Origin of the sequence: Streptomyces sp. NPDC098101 (assembly GCF_044760185.1) — a bacterium.
Taxonomy (GTDB): Bacteria; Actinomycetota; Actinomycetes; order Streptomycetales; family Streptomycetaceae; genus Streptomyces.
In genome coordinates this window covers 245,107-263,891 of record NZ_JBIWAS010000001.1, presented here as the reverse complement: position 1 = coordinate 263,891, position 18,785 = coordinate 245,107, and the positions used below count along the sequence as shown (strand labels likewise).

Here is an 18,785-nt window from a genome sequence, read left to right as displayed (position 1 = left end):
TTCCGACTTCCCGGACATCGAGGGCGGTACGCCCGCGCCGACCGGGCCCCTCCCCTCGGCACGCGCCCGGTGCGTCCCCGGCACGCGCCCGGCACGTCGCGCGTTCGGGAAGTGAAGACATCGGGGCCCGACTCCCTTATTTCAGATCATGACTTAAAGCTAAAGATAAAGACGTCCCAGGGACCCCGCAGCGCGGTATGTTGCGGTCAGGACTACTTCACACCAGGGGGCCCAGTGACCATGCGGAACGGACGCACCGTCCGTGATCTGCGGCGCGAGAACCGCACCGCCGTCCTCCAGCGCCTGTACTTCGACGGGCCGATGAGCCGCTTCTCGCTGGGCCCCGCGACCGGACTGAGCTCCGGCTCGATCAGCAACGTGGTCGCGGAGCTGGTCACGGAGGGCCTGGTCGAGGAGGCGGGCAGCGTCGACTCGGCCGGCGGGCGCCCCCGTACCCTGCTCCGGATCTCCTCCGGCAGCGGCTTCATGATCGGCGTCGACGTCGGCGAGACCCGGATCAGGATCGAGCTCTTCGACCTCGCCCTCACCGAACTCGCGCGCGCCGAGCGCCCGTTGGCCGTGGACAGTCCACATCCGCACGACCGGTACGAGGTCGGGGTCGTCGTCGGGCACCTCCGGGACGGCATCGCGGAGGTGCTGCGGAGCGCGGACGTGCCCGCCGAGCAGCTCCTCGGCGTCGGCATCGGCGTGCCCGGCATCGTGGCCCGCACCGCCGAGGACGGCGCGGTCGTGCACGGCCAGACCATCGACTGGGACGCCGTCCCCTTGGAGCGCCTGCTGCGCGAGAGCGTGGAACTGCCGGCCTCGGTGCCGTACTGGATCGACAACGGCGCCAAGACCCTCGGCCAGGCCGAGATGTGGTTCGGCGCCGGGCGCGGCGCCCGCAGCGCCGTCGTGGTGCTCTTCGGCTCCGGCGTCGGCGCCTGCGTCGTCACCGACCCGACGGGGCCGGGGCGGGCGATCGAGTGGGGGCATTTGAAGGTACGGGTGCGGGGGCGGCGCTGCCGCTGCGGCGCCCTGGGCTGCCTGGAGGCGTACGCGGGCGCGGAAGCCCTGCTCGAACGCTGGCGCGAGGCGGGCGGGCGGCCTCCGGAGGGCGCGGACGAGGAGACGGCCCTGACGGCGATGCTCGCCGCCGCGTATCCGGCCGACAGCGCGACCCCGCCCGACGCGACCGCCCTCGCCGTCCTGGAGGAGACCGCCGAGTTCCTCGGCGCCGGATTCGCCGACCTCATCAACCTCTTCCAGCCCGAACGCATCCTCGTCGGCGGCTGGGCCGGACTCCAGCTCGGCACCCGCTTCCTGGAGACGGTCGAGGGGTACGCCCGGGAGTACGCCCTCGCGTACCCGGCGGCCCGGGTTGCCATCGGCCTGGGGACGCTGGGCCCGGACGCGGTCACGGTCGGCGCGGCCATCCTGCCGCTCGCGGACTTCTTCGCGCGGGGCGGCCGGCGGGCCGAACCCGAGACGGAGGCCGTCGAGGAGCAGCCGGCATGGGCGACGACCGTACGGGAGCGGACGGCCCAGTAGCCCGTGCGCTCACCACCCACATTGTGTCAGTCATTTGACACAAGCCGCGGGTTCCTCCATCTTGTGCTTACCGCTTGATACAAAAGCTCTGACGGGGGTCACCATGCTCGATTCCGCCCTGCCCGCCCCACACCGGCCGGCCCGCACCGAACTGCTCGTCCGCTGGGGCGGTGCCGCGATCGGCGCGGTGGCGGCCTGGACGGTCTCCCAGGGCGCCGGGCTCGGGCTCGGCGTCCTCCACGCCCTGCCGGTCTTCGCCGTCTGCGCCACGGCGGGCGTCCTGGCCGCCGACGCGCTGACGCCGGGGCCCGGGGGCGCCGTGCGCCGCGCGGGCCTCGCCCCGCGCCGCGTCCGCGACGTCCTGCCCACCCGCTTCGCCGTGCTGCTCGGCGCCGAGGCCGCCGTGCTCGTCGCACTGCTCGCCGTCGCCGCGCTCACCGCTTCCCCGGACGACATGGGCAGGGCGGGCCGCACGCTCGGCGTCGCCTGCGGGAGCCTCACCCAGTCCCGGGGGCCCTGGCCCGGCCTGTTCTACGGCGCCCCGGTGCTCGTCGCCCTCGCGTTCGGCACCGCCGCCTGCGGCTACGCACTGCGCCGGATCACCGGGCGCCCGGTCCCCGGGGGCGACGCGGCGGCGGTGGCCGCCGACGCGGGGCGACGCCGGGAGCGGGCCCGTGCCGTGACGGCCGCGTGGGGGCTCCTGGTCGCGGCGCCGCTGGCCGGCACCGCCCTCTTCGCCTCCGGCGCGCTGCGCTCGCTGTCCTGCGTGGGGCCCGTGGTCCACACCGCCGGTCTGCTCCTGCTGCCGGTCGCCGTGGTCGCGGCCGGCACGGCGCTGTGGTCGCTCTTCACCGTCCTCGCCCCGCCGGCCGCCTTCCGGAGCCGGTCGTGACCGGCCCGGCCGTCCGCGTGGACACGACCGGCCCGGTCCCGCCGTACGAGCAGATCCGCTCCCAGCTCGCGGCGCTCATCGGCGGCGGCGTCCTGCCGGAGGGCGAGCGGCTCCCCACTGTCCGCCAGCTCGCCGCCGACCTGGGGCTCGCCCCCGGCACCGTCAACCGGGCCTACAAGGAGCTGGAGGCGGCGGGGCTCGTCCGCACCCGCCGGGGCGCGGGCACCAGGGTCGCCGCCCGCCCCGGCACCGCCCCCGTCGACACCGCCGCCCTGACCCGGCTCGCCCGCGCGTACGTCACCGGGGCCCGCGCGACGGGCGCCGACGAGGAGGCCGTCCTGGCCGCCGTACGGGCGGCCCTGGACGCGCCCCGTTCCTGATCCTCCGTCAGGAGACGTTCCGCATCTGAAAGGCCCTCAGGAAGCCTCCCTGCGGGCGGGGAAGCCGTGTGCGCGGGCCGCGACGACCACGGCCGTCACCGGGACCAGGAGGACCAGCACGCTCCAGGGCAGGGCCCCGGTGCCGAACGCGTCGAGGAGGAGGCCGCCGACCACCCCGCCGCCCGCCATGGCCACGTTCCAGAGGGTGACCAGCATCGCCTGTGCCGCGTCGGCCTGTTCGCCGCCCGCGTCGCCCGCCGCCGTCTGGAGCAGGGTCGGCGCGCCGCCCCAGCCCAGGCCCCAGAGCACGACCGCGCCGTACACGAGCGCGGGCGACCCGGCGAACAGCGCCAGGAGGCCGCCGGCCACCGCGACGAGCAGCGTGCCGGTGATCATCAGGGTGCGCAGCCGGCGGTTGATCAGGGCGCCGACGGCCCAGATGCTCAGCAGCGAGGCGCCGCCGAAGACCAGGAGGACCACGTCGGCCCGGCCGCCCATCCCGAGCCGGTCGAGGAAGGCCGCGATGTAGGTGTAGAGGAGGGTGTGGGCGAGGACGAAGACGAGGGTGACGGTGAGGACGGGGGTGACGCCGGGCACCTTGAGCGCTCCGAGCATCGACGGCGCGGACCCCTTCTCCGGGCGGTGGCCCGGGTAGTCGGGGACGGCGGCCAGGATCCAGACGAGGAGGACGAGCGTCAGGCCGGTCATGACGAGGAAGGCCGTCCGCCAGTCGACGGCCCTGCCGACGAACGTCCCGGCGGGCACGCCGAGGGAGAGCGCGACGGGGATGCCCGCCATGGCCACCGCGATGGCCTTGCCCTGGAGGTGTGCGGGGGCCATCCGCCGGGCATAGCCGGCGAGCAGCGCCCACGCGAGGCCCGCCGCGACCCCGGCGGCGAACCGGGCGCCCATCGTCAGCGGATAGGACGTGGACAGCGCCGTCACGGTGTTGGCGACGGCGAACCCGCCCATCGCGGCCAGCAGGAGCCGGCGGCGGCGCCACCCGGCGGTCGCGGCGGAGAGCGGGATGGCGGTGAGCACGGTGCCGAGGGCGTAGACCGTCACCGTCTGCCCGGTGGCGGATTCGCTGACGCCCAGGTCGCCGCCCATCGCGGGCAGCAGCCCGGCGGGCAGCGTCTCCGTGAGGCTCGTGATGAACACGGCGGTCGCCAGGGCGAGCAGCGCCGGAAGGGGCAACTTCCCGGGAGGGGAAGGCCGTTCGGCCCGCCGCGGGGAGGGGGCGGGGCCGTGGGAGGGTCCTCTGGTCAGGTCTGTGCTCGACATGGCACCATGCTCGAACCCTTCCATTGATGTGAAGGTCAAGCGAGATCCGGAAAAGCGTCGCGGGAACGCGGGAGGCGGGAGTCGTGCGGATCGGGGAGCTGTCGGAACGCACCGGGGTCTCCCGCCGGATGCTGCGGTACTACGAGGAGCAGGAGCTGATCGCCTCCCGGCGGTGCGCCAACGGCTACCGGGACTACCCGGAGCCCTGCGTGGACCGGGTCCAGCAGGTGCGCGGGCTGCTCGACGCGGGCCTCCCGACGCAGACGATCCGCAGGATCCTGCCCTGCCTCGGGCCGCCGGGACGGATCGACATCCCGAACCCGACGCCGGAGACGATCGCGCTCCTGGAGCTGGAGTGCGCGCGCATGGCGCAGCGGATCGACCAGCTGACCCGCAACCGGGACGCCATGACCGCGTACCTCGCGGAGGTCCGGAAGGCGGTTCCGGCCGAGCCCGCCGCCTGACGTCCCGTCCGCCCCTTCCCCGTACCCGGTGCCGCGCGGCCCCGCCCCGGCGGCCGGGGGCGGCGCGCTCCCCGGTCAGTGCGGCGAGGGCACCGGGTCCAGGGCGTTGCCGACGGTGCAGCCGGCCTCCCCCGGCATCCGCTGCATCCGGGACGGGACCCACGTCGAGGTGGTGCCGGGTGCCACGTGGGCGAGCAGGCAGTCCTGCGGGTCGAAGCCGTTGCCCGGCACGAGGAGCAGGACGCCGACCCGGTCGCCGTCCGCCCTCACCTCGGTGCGGATCTTCGGGTCCATGTCCAGGGCGGCGACCACCCGGCGCACCCCGGCCTCGTCCGCCCGGCCCCCCTTCGGCACCCGGGGAAGCTTCTTCAGGAGTTCGTCGTACGGCAGCCGGGGCGGTTCGGGCGGCGGGCGGAAGGTCAGCGCCGGGCCGTCCGGGCAGTCGACCTTGCGGGGCTCCGCGCCCCACTCCGCCTTGGGCGACACCCGCACCCTGAAGCAGCGTAGGACGACGTACCGTTCGGTGTAGAGCAGCCCCTCGTGCCTGAAGCCGGTCGTGCGGACGATCACGTGGACGCCGTCCCCGTCGTGCGTCGAGGTGCCCGTCACCCGCATCACCTCCACCCCGTCGAAGAGGGAGGCGGAGTACCCGACCTCCTCCGCCGTGCGCGGGCGTTGGCTCTCCAGCCGTTCGCTCGCCTTCCTGGCCACCTCGCGGGCGGAGGCCGTCCCCTCGTCGTCGGAGAAGTGCACGACCCCGTAGACGACGACGATCAGGAACAGGGTGAGGAGCAACAGCGGTCGGCGCATGGGGACAACCCTCGCCACACCGCGCGCGGCGGGCAACCCCTCGCGTACTCAGGCCGGCGTGGGCGATCGTACTCAGACGGCCGCCGGACCTGCGGCGCACGGAGTCCGTGAACGCCCTTCCAGCAGAAGGCCGTTGACGTGGAGACCATCGAGGACCACGCCGCCGCCGCGAGCTCGACCAGTGGCGTGACGCGGCCCTCTCGACCGGCGTCCGAGGAACCGCCCGCCGTCCGGGTCAGGCGGGGGCGAAGAGGTCCCCGGGCGCGTCGTCGAGGACGAACCCGTTGTCGAAGCGGACGCGGACGGTCCTGCGGAGCCCGCGCTCCAGGTAGGCGGTCCAGGCGGGCTCCAGTTCGGCGACCCGCTCTTCGAGCTGCCGTCTGCTGGCCGGGGGCATCTGGTGGCCGAAGTCGTCCAGGAGGGACTTGAGCCGTTCGTACTCGCGCACCTCCGGGCCCTGGGGACGGTCCTCGTCCACCCGCTCGACGGTGCCCTCGACGCCCGCCGCCAGGGCCAGGAACCCGGCCCCGGCGCCCGTCTCCGCCCCGGGTCCACCGGCCGGGACGACCTCTCCGGCCAGCCGGAGGTCCACCGCAAGCCGTACTCGCCGGCCCTCTTTCAGCATCGTCGGTCCTTCGCCCTCGGGATGGTCGGCCGCGCGCGTGGCCGCCCCGATTATCGCGGCCCGGAACCCACGACCCCGTTTCGGGGGCCGTTTCGCGGTTATGCGGCCTTTCACCAAGGCAATGGTTTTCCAGGTTCTCGGAAAGGAGCCGGCATGTCGGGCAACGAGAAGATGAAGGCCAAGGGCGAGCAGGTCAAGGGCGCCATCAAGGAGAACACGGGCCGGGCGCTCGGCAACGAGCGGATGGCCGGCGAGGGCCGCGCCGAGCGCGCCAAGGGCGACGCCCGGGAGGCCAAGGAGAAGACGAAGGACGCCTTCAAGCGCTGACCCTCCGGGCCGGCACACGCCGCGGCCCCCGGCCCCTTCCGGGTCGGGGCCGCGGCGTGTCCGGACCCGGACGCGCCGTACAGGAGGGGCCGCTCGCGCACGGTCGCGGGTAGGGAGTTGGTACGTGAGGGAGGGGTCCGGATGGGATTCGTCGGGGAGGACAGGGGTGCCGCCCGGCGCGGCCCCGTGGCGGTCGGGCGCGATCTGGTGCTCGCGATCGGGCTCGCGGGGACGTGCGTCGGCGGTCTGGCCCTCTTCCTCAAGACCGCCGAGGCGGCCGGGGACCGCGGTTCGGGGGTGCCCGCCGCCCTCCTGGTGGCGTTCGCCGCGCTCGGGGCGATCGCCGTGGCCCTCGCCCTGTTCCGGAGGAGCGCGGCGCCCGTACGGCGGGGCCGGGCGTCCTTCGGGCGGCGCGGGGCCCTCCGTACCGCCGCCGTCCCGGTCGCGGACGTGCCCGACGTCGGGACGGAGGCGCTGGACCACACGGCGGTCGACCCGGACGGCTTCGAGCACACGGTCGCCGCGCTCTGCGCGCGGGACGGCTGCACCCCGGTGGAGGTGGTCGGCGGCGCGGGCGACCTGGGCGCCGACGTGATCGCGACGACCGTGGACGGGCGCCGGGTGGTGATCCAGTGCAAGCAGTACGCGGAGGACCACCGGGTGGGCTCCCAGGACCTCCAGCGGTTCGGCGGCACCTGCTTCACCGTGCACGGGGCCGACGTGGCGGTGCTGGTGACCACCAGCTCCCTCACCGCGCCGGCCGCCGAGTACGCCGCCACGTGCGGGATCGTCTGCGTGGACGGCGAGGCCCTGGCGGCCTGGACGGACCAGCTCGCGCCTCCCCCGTGGGAGGCGCTTCCGGTGGATCCGGCCTGACGGGCGTCGCCTAGGCGACGGACCCTATCCGGCCCAGTGGCCCCCGGGGTCCGTCGTGGTGGATCGGGGTGTGGGCGCCGGTGAGGGAGACCCCGGTGCCGCCCCTGCGGTGGGCGACGATCTCGGCGCCGATCGACAGGGCGGTCTCCTCCGGCGTGCGGGCGCCGAGGTCGAGGCCGATCGGGGAGCGCAGCCGGGCGAGTTCGAGTTCGGTGACGCCGACCCCGCGCAGCCGCTCGTTGCGGTCCTCGTGGGTGCGGCGGGAGCCCATCGCGCCGACGTAGGCGACGGGGAGCCGGAGGGCGACCTGGAGCAGGGGCACGTCGAACTTGGCGTCGTGGGTGAGGACGCAGAGCACGGTCCGGCCGTCCACCTCGGTGGACTCCAGGTAGCGGTGGGGCCATTCGACGACGACCTCGTCGGCCTCGGGGAAGCGGGCCGGGGTCGCGAAGACGGGCCGGGCGTCGCAGACGGTGACGTGGTAGCCGAGGAACTTGCCGACCCGGACGAGCGCGGCGGCGAAGTCGATGGCCCCGAAGACGATCATGCGGGGCGCGGGCACGGAGGACTCGACCAGGAGGCTCAGGGGCTGTCCGCAGCGGCTGCCGTCCTCGCCGATCTCCACGGTGCCGGTGCGGCCCGCGTCGAGCATCGCGCGGGCCTCGCCGGCGGCGGTGCGGTCCAGTTCGGGGTGGCCGCCGAGCTTCCCCTCGTACGAGCCGTCGGGGCGGACCAGGAGGGCCCGGCCGAGCAGGTCGTCGGGCCCGGAGACGATCCGGGCGAGGGCCGCCGCCTCGCCCCCGACGGCGGCGGCGAGCGCGGCGGGGAGGACCCCGCCGCGGACCGGGGTGACGAGGATGTCGATGATCCCGCCGCAGGTCAGGCCGACGGCGAAGGCGTCCTCGTCGCTGTAGCCGAAGCGCTCGACGACGGTCCGGCCGTCGTCGAGGGCCTGGACGCACAGGTCGTAGACCGCGCCCTCCACGCACCCCCCGGAGACCGATCCGATCGCCGTGCCCTCGCTGTCGACGGCGAGCGCGGCGCCCGGCTGCCGGGGCGCGCTGCCGCCGACCGCCACCACGGTGGCGACGGCGAAGGCGCGTCCCTGCTCGACCCACCGGTGCAGCTCTTCGGCGATGTCCAGCATCTCGGTTCTCCTTGGAAGGTGCGGGAGGGCGGTGGGGGCGTCAGCCGACGCCGAGCCAGCTCTCGATCGGATGGATGGCGAAGTACACGACGAAGATCGCGGTCAGGCCCCACATGAAGGCCCCGACCTCCCGCGCCTTCCCCTGGGCGGTCTTGATCACCGCGTAGGAGATGACACCGGCGGCGACACCCGTGGTGATGGTGTACGTGAACGGCATCAGGACCACGGTGAGGAAGACCGGGATCGCGACGGAGCGGTCGCTCCAGTCCACGTGCTTGGCGTTCTGCATCATCATCGAGCCGATGACGACCAGGGCCGCGGCGGCGACCTCCTGCGGCACGATCGCGGTGAGCGGGGTGAAGAAGAGGCAGAGGGCGAAGAAGCCGCCGGTGACCACGGAGGCCAGGCCGGTGCGGGCGCCCTCGCCGACGCCGGTGGCGGACTCGACGAAGACCGTCTGGCCCGAGGCTCCGGCGCCGCCGCCGATGACGCCGCCGGCGCCGTCGATGAAGAGGGCCTTGGAGAGGCCGGGCATCCGGCCCTTGTCGTCGGCGAGCTTGGCCTCGGTGCCGACGCCCAGGATGGTCGCCATGGCGTCGAAGAAGCCGGCGAGCACCAGGGTGAAGACGATCATGGTGATCGTGATGTAGCCGACGTCGCCCCAGCCGCTGAAGGACACCTGTCCGAAGAGCGAGAAGTCGGGGGCGGAGACCGCGCTGCCGTGGAGCTCCGGCGGGCCGGAGAACCAGGCCTTGGCGGGTATGTCGGCGATCGCGTTGAGGACGACCGCGACGACCGTGCCGACGACGATGCCGATGAGGATGGCGCCGGGGATGTTGCGGGCCTGGAGGGCGAAGATCAGCAGCAGGGTGACGGCGAAGATCAGGACGGGCCAGCCCTGGAGCTCGCCGGCCGGGCCGAGGGAGACGGGGCCGCCGCCCGGGGCGGGGTTCTCGTGGACGAAGCCGGCCTTCACGAAGCCGATGATCGCGATGAAGAGGCCGATGCCGATGGTGATGGCGTGCTTCAGGGCCAGCGGGATCGCGTTCATGATCATCTCGCGGAGGCCGGTGACCACCAGGAGGCAGATCACCGCGCCGTACGCCACGGACATGCCCATGGCCTGCGGCCAGGTCATGACGGGGACGACCTGCGAGGCCATGACCCCGGAGACGCTCAGACCGGCGGCGAGGGCGAGCGGGACCTTGCCCCAGAAGCCCATGAGGAGGGTCGTCGCGGCCGCGGCGAGGGCGGTGGCCGTGATGAGCGCCGGCTGGCCGAGCAGATTGCCGTCGACGTCCTTGCCGCTGAGGATCAGGGGGTTGAGCAGGAGGATGTACGCCATCGCCATGAAGGTGGTGACGCCGCCGCGGACCTCCGTCGCGACGGTGGATCCTCTCTCCGAGATGTGAAAGTACCGGTCGAGCCAAGACCTGCCGGCGGGGGTGCGCGAGCCGGAGCCCGCGTCCTCGGCGCTGGTCCTGGGCTCCACTGACGACTGGGTCATGGGGCCTACTCCCAAGGTTCAAAGGGGCACCCGCGTCGGACTTCGAAGGGTTCTGGTCCGGCTGAAGCCGCGGGATTTGGGATGCTGCGTGGCTGCACGACCCGGGGGACGGCCCGAGACGAACGGGGGTGGTGCGTGGGGGCTCCGGGCGGTACGGGCGGGGAAGGGTGACGTTCCCGGTACGGGCCGTACCGCCCGGAGGGTCCTACAGGGTGCCGGTGAGCGCCTCGGGGCGGACCGGCGTCTTGTTGAGCTCCAGGCCCGTCGCGTTCCGGATCGCCGCGAGGACGGCCGGGGTGGACGACAGGGTCGGGGCCTCGCCGAGTCCCCGCAGGCCGTACGGCGCGTTGGGGTCGGCGAGTTCGAGCACGTCGACCGGGATGGTCGGCGTGTCGAGGATCGTCGGGATCAGGTAGTCCGTGAAGGAGGGGTTGCGCACCTTCGCGGTCTTCGGGTCCACGATGATCTCTTCCATCACCGCGACGCCCAGGCCCTGGGTGGTGCCACCCTGGATCTGGCCGACGACGGAGAGCATGTTGAGCGCCTTGCCGACGTCCTGGGCGGTGGCGAGCTCGATGACCTTGACGAGGCCGAGCTCGGTGTCCACCTCGACGACCGCGCGGTGCGCGGCGAAGGTGTACTGGACGTGGCCGTCGCCCTGGCCGGTGACCAGGTCGAAGGGGACGGTCGGGCGGTGCCGGAACTCCAGCTCCAGGTCGATCGGGTCCTCGCCCTCCAGGACGTCGGCGAGGGTCGCGAGGACCTCGCCGCCGTCGGTGACGACCTTGCCGCCCTCCAGGAGGAGTTCGGCGGTCGCCCAGGCGGGGTGGTAGGAGCCGTTCTTGCGGCGGCCGATCTCCAGGACCTTCTCGCGGACGGCCTCGCAGGTGTTCTTCACCGCGCCGCCGGTCATGTACGTCTGCCGGGAGGCGGACGTGGAGCCGGCGGAGCCGACCTGGGTGTCGGCCGGGTGGATGGTGACCTGGGTGACGCCGAGTTCCGTACGGGCGATCTGGGCGTGCACGGTGACACCGCCCTGGCCGACCTCCGCCATGGCCGTGTGGACCATGGCGACGGGCTCGCCGTTGATGACCTGGAGGACCACGCGGGCGGTCGAGTAGTCGTCGAAACCCTCGGAGAAGCCGACGTTCTTGATGCCGACGGCGTAGCCGACGCCGCGGACGACGCCCTCGCCGTGCGTGGTGTTGGAGAGGCCGCCGGGCAGCGCGCGGACATCGGCCTGCTCGCCGGCGGCGAGCCACTGCTGCTCGGGCGGCATCGGGCGGGCCTTGACCCGGCGGAGCAGCTCGGCGACCGGGGCGGGCGAGTCCACGACCTGGCCCGTGGGCATGAGCGTGCCCTGTTCCATGGCGTTGATCTGCCGGAACTCGACCGGGTCCATGCCCAGCTTCTTCGCGAGCTTGTCCATCTGCGCCTCGTACGCGAAGCACGCCTGGACCGCGCCGAAGCCGCGCATGGCGCCGCAGGGCGGGTTGTTGGTGTAGAGGGCGACCGCCTCGATCTCGACGTCGTCGACCACGTACGGTCCGGCGCCGAGCGAGGAGGCGTTGCCGACGACGGCCGGGGAGGCCGAGGCGTAGGCGCCGCCGTCGAGGACGATCCGGGCCTTGAGGTGGGTGAGCTTGCCGTCCTTGGTGGCGCCGTGCTCGTAGTGGAGCTTCGCCGGGTGGCGGTGGACGTGCCCGAAGAAGGACTCGAAGCGGTTGTAGACGATCTTGACCGGCTTGCCGGTGCGGAGCGCCAGGAGGCAGGCGTGGATCTGCATCGACAGGTCCTCGCGGCCGCCGAAGGCGCCGCCGACGCCGGAGAGCGTCATGCGGACCTTCTCCTCGGGCAGGCCGAGGACGGGCGCGATCTGGCGCAGGTCGGAGTGGAGCCACTGGGTGGCGACGTACAGGTCGACGCCGCCGTCCTCGGCGGGCACGGCGAGGCCGGACTCGGGGCCGAGGAAGGCCTGGTCCTGCATTCCGAAGACGTACTCGCCCTCGACGATCACGTCGGCCCGCTTGCGGGCCTCCGCCACGTCGCCGCGGACGATCGGCTGGCGGTGCACGATGTTGGGGTGCGGGACGTGGCCGGCGTGGTGGTCGTCGCGGCCCTCGTGGAGGAGGGGGGCGTCGGGGGCGAGCGCGGAGGCCTCGTCGGTGACGACGGGCAGTTCCTTGTACTCGATCCTGACCTTGGCGGCGGCGCGGCGGGCGGTCTCCGGGTGGTCGGCGGCGATCAGGGCGACCGGCTCGCCGTGGTGCCGTACCCGGCCGTGGGCGAGGACGGGGGTGTCCTGGATCTCCAGGCCGTAGTTCTTCACCTCGGTCGGCAGGTCGTCGTAGGTGAGGACGGCGTACACGCCGGACATCGCCAGGGCCTCGGAGACGTCGATGGAGACGATCTCGGCGTGGGCGACGGTGGAGCGGAGGGTCTGGCCCCACAGCATGTCCTCGTGCCACATGTCCGAGGAGTAGGCGAACTCTCCGGTGACCTTGAGGGTGCCGTCGGGGCGGAGCGTGGACTCGCCGATGCCGCCCTTGGTGTGGTTCTGGGTGACGTTGGTGGGCGTACCGGCGGGTGCGGTACGGGTGTTCTGCGCCATGGTCAGACCGCCTCTCCCTGACGGGCGGCCGCGAGGCGGACCGCGTCGAGGATCTTCTCGTAGCCCGTGCAGCGGCACAGGTTGCCGGAGAGGGCCTCGCGGATGTCCTGGTCGGACGGGTCGCTCTGCCGCTCCAGGAGTTCGTCGGCGGCGATCAGCAGGCCGGGGGTGCAGAAGCCGCACTGGACGGCGCCGGCGTCGATGAACGCCTGCTGAATGGGGCTCAGTTCGACGCCCTCGCCGGTCTGGGAGTCCTGACCGGGCTTCGCCTCCCACTTCTTGGCGGCGTCGAGGGAGGTGCCGCAGGCGCCGGTGCCGCAGGAGCCGTGCTCCGCGCGCTCCTTGGCGAACTCGGCGAGGCCCTCGACGGTGACGACCTCGCGGCCCTCGACCTGGCCGGCGGCGACGAGGCAGGAACAGACGGGGACGCCGTCGAGGCGGACCGTGCAGGAACCGCACTCGCCCTGCTCGCAGGCGTTCTTGGAGCCGGGAAGGCCCATCCGCTCGCGCAGGACGTAGAGGAGGGACTCGCCCTCCCAGACGTCGTCGGCCTCCTGCGGACGTCCGTTGACCGTGAAATTGACGCGCATGTTATGCAGCTCCCTCAAGCGTGCGGCCGGTGCCGCGGTACTGCTCCCAGGTCCAGCCGAGCTGGCGGCGGGCCATGATGCCGACGGCGTGGCGGCGGTACTTGGCGGTGCCCCGGACGTCGTCGATCGGGTTCGCGGCGCCCGAGCAGAGGTCGGCGAACTGCTTCGCGATCGACGGGGTGATGATCTTTCCGCTGTCCCAGAAGCCGCCCTCCTCCAGGGCCGCGTTCAGGAAGGCCTCGGCCTCCTTGGCGCGGATCGGGGTCGGCGCGGCGGAGCCGATGCCGGTGCGCACGGTCCGGGTCTCCGGGTGGAGCGCCAGGCCGAAGGCGCAGACGGCGATGACCATCGCGTTGCGGGTGCCGACCTTGGAGTACTGCTGGGGGCCGTCCGCCTTCTTGATGTGGACGGTCTTGATCAGTTCGTCGGGCTCCAGCGCGTTGCGCTTCACGCCCGTGTAGAACGCGTCGATCGGGATGAACCGGTTGCCGCGCACGGACTCGACCTCGACCTCGGCGCCTGCGGCGAGCAGGGCGGGGTGGGCGTCACCGGCCGGGGAGGCGGTGCCCAGGTTGCCGCCGACGCCGCCGCGGTTGCGGATCTGCGGGGAGGCCACCGTGTGCGAGGCGAGCGCCAGACCGGGCAGCTCGGCCCGCAGGTTCTCCATGATCCGGGTGTACGGGACGGAGGCGCCGAGCCGGACGTTCTCCTCGCCGACCTCCCACTCGCTCAGCAGCTCGATACGGTTCAGGTCCAGGAGGTACTCGGGACGCCGGTGGTCGAAGTTGATCTCGACCATGACGTCGGTACCGCCCGCGATGGGCACGGCCGTGGGGTGCTCGGCCTTGGCGGCGAGCGCCTCCTCCCAGCTGGCGGGGCGAAGGAAGTCCATGGTGGCTCTCTTCTAGTGATTCTGGTGATCGGATGATCAGGGCGGTGCGGATGGGCCCGGGAAGACGGCCGGCCCTCGACTTGTTCATGTGCTGTTCACGCGGTGTGTGGCCTAGTACACAAGGCCACGTTCTCCTGGGTGCAGTCACCGAAAACATGAAGGAGTTGGCTGGTGCCCACCGTCGTCTTGTAGATTCGAACGAAAGGCGGTGAACGGAAACCTCACCGTTTCCCCCTGGAAACGGTGGCACCACCGCACCGTCGACAACGCGACATCCACGAGCACTGACGAGAAGGACGGCGGCGACATCATGCGGCTGCGCGCACTGCTGGAGAACGACGCGCTGGGGCTGCGCCTGCTCGGCGGCGAGGACGAGCTGGACCGCACCGTCCGGGGCGTGATGACGACGGACCTCAAGGATCCCAGCCGGTACCTGTCCGGCGGGGAGCTGGTCCTCACCGGCCTCGCCTGGATGCGGGAGCCGGCCGACGCCGAGCCCTTCGCCCGGATCCTGGCCTCGGCCGGGGTGGCGGCGCTCGCGGCGGGCGAGGCGGAGCTCGGGGACATCCCGGACGATCTCGTAGCGGCGTGTTCGCGCCATCGGCTGCCGCTCTTCGCGGTCAACGAGTCCGTTGCGTTCGCGACGATCACCGAGCACGTTGTTCGACAGGTGTCCGGCGAGCGGGCCGGGGACCTGGCGGCCGTCGTCGACCGGCACCGGCGCCTGATGACCTCCGGTCCCGCGGGCGGCGGCCCCGAGGTCGTCCTCGATCTGCTCGGCTCCGACCTGGACCTGCGGGCCTGGGTCCTCTCCCCCACCGGCCGCCGGATCGCGGGCGCCGGGGAGCCCCTGGACGGCGCGCTCGCCGCCACCCTGGCCGGTGAGCACCTGGCCGCCGTCCGGACCGGCCGGCGCGGCCCGCACCGGGTGACCGGCGGCGGCACGACGTACTCGCTCTTCCCGATCCGCAACACCGGCCGGGGCGCCGCGCCCGCCGTCCGGGACGTGCGCGAGACGGTCCTCTCGGACTGGCTGCTCGCCGTCGAGGCGGACGCCGGGGACTGGCCGGCCGCCCGGCTCGACCTGCTCCAGGGCGTGACCCAGCTGATCGCGGTCGAGCGGGACCGGCGCGACGCGGCCCGTACGGTGCGGCGCCGGCTCGCCCAGGAGGTCCTGGAGCTGGTGCAGACGGGCGCCGCGCCCGCCGAGATCGCGGCCCGGCTGCGGGTGGCCGCCCCGGTGCTGCTGCCCGGGCTCGGCACGGCCCCGCACTGGCAGGTCGTCGTCGCCCGGGTGGAGTGGGAGCAGGAGGCCGGCCAGGGCTCCGCCGTGGACGGCGGCCCGGTCGCGCAGGCGCTCCTGGAGGAGATCCTGGTGGACCCGGCGACCGCCGGTGCCGAGTCGGCCGACCGGATCGCCGTCGCGCACAGCGGGGACGAGGCCATCGCCCTGGTGCCGCTGGCCGCCGGGCCGCTGCCGGACAGCGAGGACGAGGGCCGGACGGCCGTCGCCGGACTGCACGCGGACGCGCTCCTCGCCGCCGTACGGGCTCCGCTCTCCGCCGGCCTCGCCGACGACGGGCGCCTGACCCTGGGCGTCAGCGCGGCCGTGCACTCGGCGGAGGGCCTGCGCGGGGCCCTGGAGGAGGCCCGGCACGCCCGCCGGGTCGCCGCGGCCCGGCCGGGCCGGGTCTGCGCGGCCGGGCACCACGAGCTGGCCTCGCACGTGCTGCTGCTGCCGTTCGTGCCCGACGACGTCCGCCGGGCGTTCACGGCCCGGCTGCTGGACCCGCTGCGGGACTACGACCGGCGCCACCGGGCGGAGCTGATCCCGACCCTGGAGGCGTTCCTGGACTGCGACGGCTCCTGGACGCGCTGCGCGTCCCGGCTCCACCTGCACGTGAACACGCTGCGGTACCGGGTGGGCCGGATCGAACAGCTCACCGGCCGCGACCTGTCCCGCCTGGAGGACAAGCTGGACTTCTTCCTGGCGCTGCGGATGAGCTGAGCGCCTTCGACGGAGGCCCGGAAGGCATCCGGAAAAGCATCCGGAAATTCACTCCTTCGGAGGAGTCCGAAGGAGTGACGTACGGGCTGGTGGGGGCCCGTCGGCCGGGACCGCCGACGGGTCGCGCCGGGGCCCGATCCCGGGCCCGGCGGCGATCTGACGGGCCGTCGGGCGCCCTCCGAAGGGTGGTCACCACACCGATCGTCCCTTTGTGAAATCTTTCACCCGACCCCTTGGCCGGGTGCGGCCCTTCGTGCTGAGATGCGGGTCTTACTCAACAGCTCGATGGCGCGCTCGGGGAGGGCAATGTGGCGGATACCGCCATGTCTGGTTCCGAATCAAGGGATGGCGAAGATCCGTCCCTCGCCCACGGCAAGGAGACTCCCGTGGAGACCGCCATATGGCGTCTCCGCTCCCGGGGCTGCTGGACGGACGCGGCCGCGCTGCTCGCGCCGCGCGCCGCCGAACCGGCCGCGGCGCTCGAACGGGCCGCGCTGCTCATCGAGCGCTGCCTCTACACCGAGAAGGGCTGGGCCGACGCCGAGGAGGCCCTGCGGACGGCCGAGGCGGTCGCCCGCACCGACGAGGAGCGCGGGGCCGCCGCCTGCGAGCGCGGCTACCTCGCCTACGCGTCGACCCTGCTCGGGGTCCGCGACCGGGCCGACGAGGCCCGGATGGCCCTGGGCCGGGCGGCGGCCCTGATCGCCCCCTCCGCCGAGGGCCGGCCGCTGCTGGACTTCCGGCGCGGCCTGATCGCCCAGAACCTCGGCGACTCCCCGCAGGCGGCCCGCGCCGCGTACCGCAGGGCGCACGCGGGGGCGGCGGCCCAGGGGGACTCGCTGCTGCTCTCCTCCACGTGGCGCCATCTGGCCGGACTGGCCCTGCGGGAGGGCGAGTTGGCGGAGGCGAGGCACGGCTTCGCCGAATCGCTGCGGATCCGGGAGGAGTTGGGCTATCTGGTGGGTACGGCTCCGGCGCTCACCGCCCTGGCCACCACGGAGACGGAGCCGGAGGCCGGGCGGCTGCGGGCGGAGGCGCGGCGCCTCTTCCGGCTGCTCGGCGGGGTGCCGACCTGGCTGTCGGCCCAGCTGACCCCGCACCCGGCGACATGAAGTCCACGCGCTGAAAGGCTTGCTGACCAGGCGTCACTTTTTCGCCGCGAGGCACAGCAGGCTCTCGTCGGTGCCGACGAGGAGGGACCCGGAGCCGGTGACGGCGACGGCGCGGACCGGGGGGCCCGGCCGGAAGGAGAGCTTCGGGCCGCCCTCCGGCCGGTGGAGCTCGACGAGCCCGTCGGCCCAGGCCGCGGCGACCAGGGGACCGTGCGGGGTCTCCGCGGCGTGCAGGGAGACCACCGGCGAGCGGCGCTCGGCGAGCGGCTCGGGGATCGGGTCGCGGCCCGGGGTCCAGAGCCGTACGGTCCCGTCGGCGCCGCCGGAGCAGACGAAGGGGGTCGCGGACTCCACCGCCGCGACCGCCGTGACCCGGCCGCTGTGGGAGGCCGCCTGGTGCAGCCCGGTGAGGCCGAAGGCGTGCACGGAACCGAGCCGGTCCCCCACCACCACCGAACCGGCGATGGCCGCGAGGGCCGTGCCGGGGTGGCGGGCGAGGGTCGCGGAGACCGCCTCGGTGAGGCGCTCCAGGTACGGGGGCCGGGGCGCCGTGCCCCGTACGGTGTGCAGCCGGCCCCGGTCGTCCAGGATCAGCACCGTGCCGTCCGGCGCGGGCGCGAGCGCGGCGATCCGGCCGGGAACGGTGTGCGCCAGGCGCCCGGCGGAGCTCGCGTCGGTCTCGTGCAGCAGGCGTACGGTGCCGGTGCGGTCGCCCACGAGCAGGGTGCCCTCCAGCGGGCCGCCCGCCGCGCCGAGGACGGTGACCGGGCCGGGCCAGGGCGGGGTCAGGTCGCCCCGGTGGCGGGCCCAGCGGAGCCGCCAGGGCGCGGCCGCCGCGAGGTCGGCTAGGGCGGGGCGCAGCCGGGGATCGGCCCCGTCGCCGAGCGCGGCGAGCAGCACCAGGGCCCGTTCCGCCGGGGGCTGTGTGCGGCAGAGGGACTGCCCGGCCCGCATCCAGGCGGTGCGCAGGCCGCCGTGGTCGTCGGCGGTGGTCTCGCCGGGGCGCCCGGAGGGCTCGGGCCCGTCGAGGGTGCCGGGCACTCCGGCCGGGGCGGAGCCGGTGACGTACGCCGTGGTGACGAGCAGCGGGTCGGCGGCGCAGACGGCCGCCGGGTCGGAGAGGTCCGGCAGCGGCCGGGCGGGCTCCGCGGGCGCGTCGAGGGGGGCGGGGTCGCCGTCGAGGTCCACGAGGGCCACCCGGCGGTCGGCGCGCAGGGCGGCGAGGCCGGGGGTGTCGTCGCGGGCCTCGACCACCAGCCGGACCCGGCCCACGCCGGCGAGTTCCGTGATCAGCCGGGCCAGCGCGTCGGGTTCGGCGGCGGCGTGCAGGTCGGTGAGGAGGAGGACGGCCCGGCCGGTGGGCCGCGCCTCGCTGGTGGCGAGGGCGTCGACGAGGTCACCGGGCGTTCCGGCCACCACGCCGAGGCGGTCGGCGACGGTCCAGGCCGCGCCCAGGGCGCTCTGCCCGGCCAGCGGGACGAGCACCCGGGCGGGACGGCGGCGGGTGCGGCCGGAGCGCGGGCCGTGCGCGGCGAGCCAGCCGAGCAGCGCCGTCTTGCCGCTGCCGGGGGCGCCGGTGACGAGGCAGAGCCGGGGCGCGTCGGGATCGGTGAGCCAGCCGAGCAGGGCCGCCGCCCCGGGTTCCGTACCGGTGGCGGGCCGGCGTCCGTCCCAGGCCGGGGACGGGGTCGCGGACGGCATGGGAGCAC

17 protein-coding genes are annotated in these 18,785 nt (G+C 74.1%); 8 read left to right on the top strand and 9 right to left on the bottom strand.

Annotation, left to right across the window (positions count from 1 at the left end):
* The first annotated feature begins 234 nt into the window (after positions 1-234).
* The 3 genes from ACIQVI_RS01105 to ACIQVI_RS01095 all read left to right on the top strand — a co-directional run bounded on the left by ACIQVI_RS01105 (position 235) and on the right by ACIQVI_RS01095 (position 2,823).
* Positions 235-1,551, top strand: a complete 1,317-nt coding sequence (locus tag ACIQVI_RS01105; protein ID WP_403589717.1) for an ROK family protein — start codon at positions 235-237, stop codon at positions 1,549-1,551.
* Positions 1,552-1,654: 103 nt separating this feature from the next.
* Positions 1,655-2,443: a hypothetical protein gene (locus ACIQVI_RS01100; RefSeq protein WP_403589715.1), complete on the top strand. Its 789-nt coding sequence runs from the start codon at positions 1,655-1,657 to the stop codon at positions 2,441-2,443.
* Positions 2,440-2,823, top strand: a complete 384-nt coding sequence (locus tag ACIQVI_RS01095; RefSeq protein ID WP_351972991.1) for a GntR family transcriptional regulator — start codon at positions 2,440-2,442, stop codon at positions 2,821-2,823. Before ACIQVI_RS01100 ends, ACIQVI_RS01095 begins: the two co-directional genes overlap by 4 nt.
* A 36-nt stretch (positions 2,824-2,859) precedes the next feature.
* Here the strand turns inward: ACIQVI_RS01095 and ACIQVI_RS01090 are convergent, their stop codons facing one another.
* The gene (locus ACIQVI_RS01090; protein ID WP_403589713.1) at positions 2,860-4,107 is read right to left on the bottom strand and encodes an MFS transporter; all 1,248 of its coding nucleotides are present in this window, start codon (positions 4,105-4,107) and stop codon (positions 2,860-2,862) included.
* Positions 4,108-4,190: 83 nt separating this feature from the next.
* On the opposite strand from ACIQVI_RS01090, the gene ACIQVI_RS01085 reads away from it, so the two are divergent.
* Entirely contained in the window at positions 4,191-4,571 is a 381-nt protein-coding gene (locus ACIQVI_RS01085; RefSeq protein WP_351972989.1) for a MerR family transcriptional regulator, read from the top strand.
* A 75-nt stretch (positions 4,572-4,646) separates the two neighbouring features.
* On the opposite strand, the gene ACIQVI_RS01080 is transcribed toward ACIQVI_RS01085, so the two are convergent.
* Both ACIQVI_RS01080 and ACIQVI_RS01075 read right to left on the bottom strand, forming a co-directional pair.
* A complete protein-coding gene (locus ACIQVI_RS01080; protein ID WP_403589711.1) occupies positions 4,647-5,381 on the bottom strand; it encodes a translation initiation factor IF-2 in 735 nt (244 codons plus the stop codon).
* 235 nt (positions 5,382-5,616) lie between these two features.
* Positions 5,617-6,006, bottom strand: a complete 390-nt coding sequence (locus ACIQVI_RS01075; protein WP_351972987.1) for a hypothetical protein — start codon at positions 6,004-6,006, stop codon at positions 5,617-5,619.
* Between the two features lie 153 nt (positions 6,007-6,159).
* Between ACIQVI_RS01075 and ACIQVI_RS01070 the strand changes: the two genes are divergently transcribed.
* Complete coding sequence (locus ACIQVI_RS01070; protein ID WP_403589709.1) at positions 6,160-6,333, top strand: CsbD family protein; 174 nt, start codon at positions 6,160-6,162, stop codon at positions 6,331-6,333.
* Between the two features lie 141 nt (positions 6,334-6,474).
* Positions 6,475-7,209 (top strand): restriction endonuclease, encoded by a 735-nt coding sequence (locus tag ACIQVI_RS01065; protein WP_403589707.1) that lies wholly within the window; start codon positions 6,475-6,477, stop codon positions 7,207-7,209.
* Between the two features lie 10 nt (positions 7,210-7,219).
* Here ACIQVI_RS01065 and ACIQVI_RS01060 read toward each other — a convergent pair whose 3' ends face one another.
* The 5 genes from ACIQVI_RS01060 to ACIQVI_RS01040 all read right to left on the bottom strand — a co-directional run bounded on the left by ACIQVI_RS01060 (position 7,220) and on the right by ACIQVI_RS01040 (position 13,956).
* Positions 7,220-8,356, bottom strand: a complete 1,137-nt coding sequence (locus ACIQVI_RS01060) for an XdhC family protein (RefSeq protein ID WP_403589705.1) — start codon at positions 8,354-8,356, stop codon at positions 7,220-7,222.
* A gap of 40 nt (positions 8,357-8,396) precedes the next feature.
* Positions 8,397-9,863, bottom strand: a complete 1,467-nt coding sequence (locus tag ACIQVI_RS01055) for an NCS2 family permease (RefSeq protein WP_403589703.1) — start codon at positions 9,861-9,863, stop codon at positions 8,397-8,399.
* Positions 9,864-10,068: 205 nt separating this feature from the next.
* A complete protein-coding gene (pucD, locus tag ACIQVI_RS01050) occupies positions 10,069-12,474 on the bottom strand; it encodes a xanthine dehydrogenase subunit D (RefSeq protein ID WP_351973286.1) in 2,406 nt (801 codons plus the stop codon).
* Positions 12,475-12,476: 2 nt separating this feature from the next.
* Entirely contained in the window at positions 12,477-13,064 is a 588-nt protein-coding gene (locus ACIQVI_RS01045; RefSeq protein WP_403589701.1) for a (2Fe-2S)-binding protein, read from the bottom strand.
* A 1-nt stretch (position 13,065) separates the two neighbouring features.
* Positions 13,066-13,956 (bottom strand): xanthine dehydrogenase family protein subunit M, encoded by an 891-nt coding sequence (locus ACIQVI_RS01040; protein WP_351973284.1) that lies wholly within the window; start codon positions 13,954-13,956, stop codon positions 13,066-13,068.
* 310 nt (positions 13,957-14,266) lie between these two features.
* Between ACIQVI_RS01040 and ACIQVI_RS01035 the strand changes: the two genes are divergently transcribed.
* Entirely contained in the window at positions 14,267-15,964 is a 1,698-nt protein-coding gene (locus tag ACIQVI_RS01035) for a PucR family transcriptional regulator (RefSeq protein ID WP_403592175.1), read from the top strand.
* Between the two features lie 323 nt (positions 15,965-16,287).
* Positions 16,288-17,076, top strand: coding sequence for a hypothetical protein (locus ACIQVI_RS01030; RefSeq protein WP_403589699.1), 789 nt, complete (start codon positions 16,288-16,290; stop codon positions 17,074-17,076).
* A gap of 33 nt (positions 17,077-17,109) precedes the next feature.
* On the opposite strand, the gene ACIQVI_RS01025 is transcribed toward ACIQVI_RS01030, so the two are convergent.
* The gene (locus tag ACIQVI_RS01025) at positions 17,110-18,777 is read right to left on the bottom strand and encodes a hypothetical protein (protein ID WP_403589697.1); all 1,668 of its coding nucleotides are present in this window, start codon (positions 18,775-18,777) and stop codon (positions 17,110-17,112) included.
* Positions 18,778-18,785 lie beyond the last annotated feature (8 nt).